Here is a 2,700-nt window from a genome sequence, read left to right on the forward strand (position 1 = left end):
CGCTGGAGTGGGTCAACAACGCTTTCGAGGGCTGGAACCGCCGCGCCTCGATCGTGCAGCTCGAGGACGGGATCAAGGTCACGCTCACCGTCTCGCCGGAGCTTGGCGTCTACATCCTCTATTCGCCGTCGCCCGATGCCGGCTTCTTCTGCTTCGAGCCGGTCTCGCACGCGGTCGATGCGCATCATGGCGAGGGGCTGACGGTGCTCGACGATGGGCAAACGATGAGCGCGACGATGCGGCTGGACTGGGCAGTGTTGGAGACGGATTGAGAACCTCTACAGCTCCTTCTCGGCCAGTTCCCTGAATCCATCCGGCACCGAGCGCGGGCCTTCCAGCGCCACCGTGCCGTAGCCGACGGCTTCCTTGCCGAAGCGCTGGCGGATCTTGTCGATGGCGCGGTCGGCGCCGAAGCGGGCGAGACCCTTGCTGCTGCCGGGCTTCCGCTTCTCATCCGTCAGGCCGAGCGGCAGTTCGAGCTGCAGCTCGGCATGCTCCTCCAGATGCGAGACCGAAATGGCGAGCAGTGAGATTTCCCGTTCGCCCGGATGGGCGGCCAGCACGCCGCGCACCAGCTCCTCGGCGATCTCGGCCAGCATCACTGTCGCCTGGATCGGCTGCTCCAGCGTCACCGAGCGGGTGACGGCGCGCAGATCGGCGAAGCGCACCCGCACCGTCACCGTTCGGCCGGGCCGGTCCTTGGCGCGCAGGCGGCTCGCCACGCGATCGGCCAGATGCAGCAGCGTCGGCACGAAGACGCGCGGCACCGCCGGCTTCCTGCCAAGCGCCGATTGCGCGCCGGCCGAATGCGCGCGGCGATGCGTCTCGAGCTTGCGCGGGTCGCGGTTCCAGGCGAGCGCGGCGAGCTTCTGGCCGGCGGCGTGGCCGATCAGCCGCTCCAACGCGCCGCTATGAGTGCGCGCCAGCTGGCCGATGGTCTCGACGCCGATCTCGGCCAGCCTCGCCTTGGTCGCCGGGCCGACGCCCCACATCAGCGTAACGGGTAGGTCGTGCAGGAAGGCGAGCTCGGTGCCGGGCTCGACCACCACCAGCCCGTCGGGCTTGGCCACCTGCGAGGCGATCTTGGCGAGGTGCTTTGTCCGCGCCACGCCGATCGAGATCGGCAGGCCGAGCTCGGCCTTCACGCGCTCGCGGATTTTCCGCGCGATCTCCTGCGGCGGCCCGAACAGATGCGTGCAGCCGGCGACGTCGGCGAAGGCCTCGTCGATCGAGATGCGCTCGACCACCGGCGTGAAATCGTCGAGCACCTTGATCGCGGCGTCGCCGAGGCGCTGGTACTCCGAAAAATGACCGCCGACGAAGATGAGCTGCGGGCAGAGCTCGCGCGCCTTGCGGCCGGGCATGCCGCCGCGCACGCCAAACACCTTGGCTTCATAGGAAGCCGCCAGCACCACGCCGCCGCCGACGGCGATCGGCTTGCCGCGCAATGACGGGTCGAGCAATTGCTCGACCGAGGCGTAGAAGGCGTCGAGATCGGCATGGAGAATGGTGGCGGCCGCGGCGTTATTCGTGGCGGCCATCGCGCGCTCCCATGGCCATTTGTGTGGCATTGCAGCATTAGCTGCGTCTTTTGTAAGGGGAATTAGTAGAACATAAAGAGAACAAAAGAAGCTCGCTGTCAAGCCGCCACGCTTGAGCGTGCAAGTTTCCACAACCTGAAGCCACAGCCGCGGGTAGAGGTCAGCTTGCACGATCACCCGTGAAGGAGATCGTGCGAACTTCACAGGAGGCGGTCCGCGCGCCCGCCAAGACGCGTGTCGAGATCGTGCGGCTGCCGGGCTACACGTGGTTTCCCTCCCATGTGAAGCGGCGCCTGACGTTGCGATCATCTGCGACCGCAACCGGATTCATACACCTTATTATGAGGGTCTGCTAATATATTGAGCGCTCCCGGCGCTCGAAGAATTTGAAAGATTTTTTTGGCGCCTTATCGGAAGTTAATGCGGAACCTTGTCGCCGCTGCTTTCCTGTTCTCGCGCTGGCACGGCGGTGGTTGAGGGACCCATCCGTTTTCGCCCGACAGGGAGAATTCGATGCGACCTCGGCAACAATCAAGGCGATATCATCGCGGCCTCGTGCGTTCCCCCATCAGCATCATGCCGAACCTGTTCCAGCGCTGGCCAAGCGCCGCGGCGGCGCGACATGGCCGGCGAGGGGGGAGGACCTTGGGCGGGGACAATCGACAACCACCAGGAGGAAACCATGCTTGATCAAGCCGTCAAAGCCTATTCGCGTCCGCCGGTCATTGCCGCTCGCCGCGGGTCGCCGGCGCTTCGCCAATGCTGCGACAGCTACATCTGTCCGGTCTGCACGCAGGTCGTCGAACTGACGGATTATCGCCAGGTGCTTTGGCACCAGCAGCCCGGCCATCAGCCGATGGACCTCGAGGCCTGATTCTACCTTGAATTTGGAAGGAGCAGTTGGAACGACCAGTCAAAAAGGCGGAACCGTCAGCAGGCCGTGTCTTCTCTCCCTCCGCCGATTTTGATGGCCGGGCAACGGCAGCCGAAAGCGATTGTTCCGGCCTTCGGGCGACGGTCCGAGGCCTTGTTCGGACTGAAGTCTCAGCCGCCGAACGCAGAGGCCCGAGGTGCCGATTTTCAAGAAACAACAGCGCCATCAATTCATTTGGTTAGCAAGCCGCCGGACAAGTCCCTTCATCGGCGGTCGACCACGGAG

2 protein-coding genes and 1 pseudogene are annotated in these 2,700 nt (G+C 64.8%); 2 read left to right on the plus strand and 1 reads right to left on the minus strand.

Going from position 1 to position 2,700, the window contains the following annotated elements; all coding sequences use genetic code 11:
- Positions 1–272 (plus strand): annotated as a pseudogene (locus EOA23_RS33420) (aldose 1-epimerase); the annotation flags it as partial.
- Positions 273–278: 6 nt separating this feature from the next.
- Here the strand turns inward: EOA23_RS33420 and dinB are convergent.
- On the minus strand, positions 279–1,541 hold the full coding sequence (dinB, locus tag EOA23_RS33425; protein ID WP_127307195.1) for a DNA polymerase IV: 1,263 nt from the start codon (positions 1,539–1,541) through the stop codon (positions 279–281).
- Positions 1,542–2,223: 682 nt separating this feature from the next.
- Here dinB and EOA23_RS33430 point away from each other — a divergent pair.
- The gene (locus EOA23_RS33430; RefSeq protein ID WP_112125352.1) at positions 2,224–2,415 is read left to right on the plus strand and encodes a hypothetical protein; all 192 of its coding nucleotides are present in this window, start codon (positions 2,224–2,226) and stop codon (positions 2,413–2,415) included.
- Positions 2,416–2,700 lie beyond the last annotated feature (285 nt).

This window comes from Mesorhizobium sp. M2A.F.Ca.ET.042.01.1.1, assembly GCF_003997405.1.
In the GTDB taxonomy this organism is placed as follows: Bacteria; Pseudomonadota; Alphaproteobacteria; order Rhizobiales; family Rhizobiaceae; genus Mesorhizobium.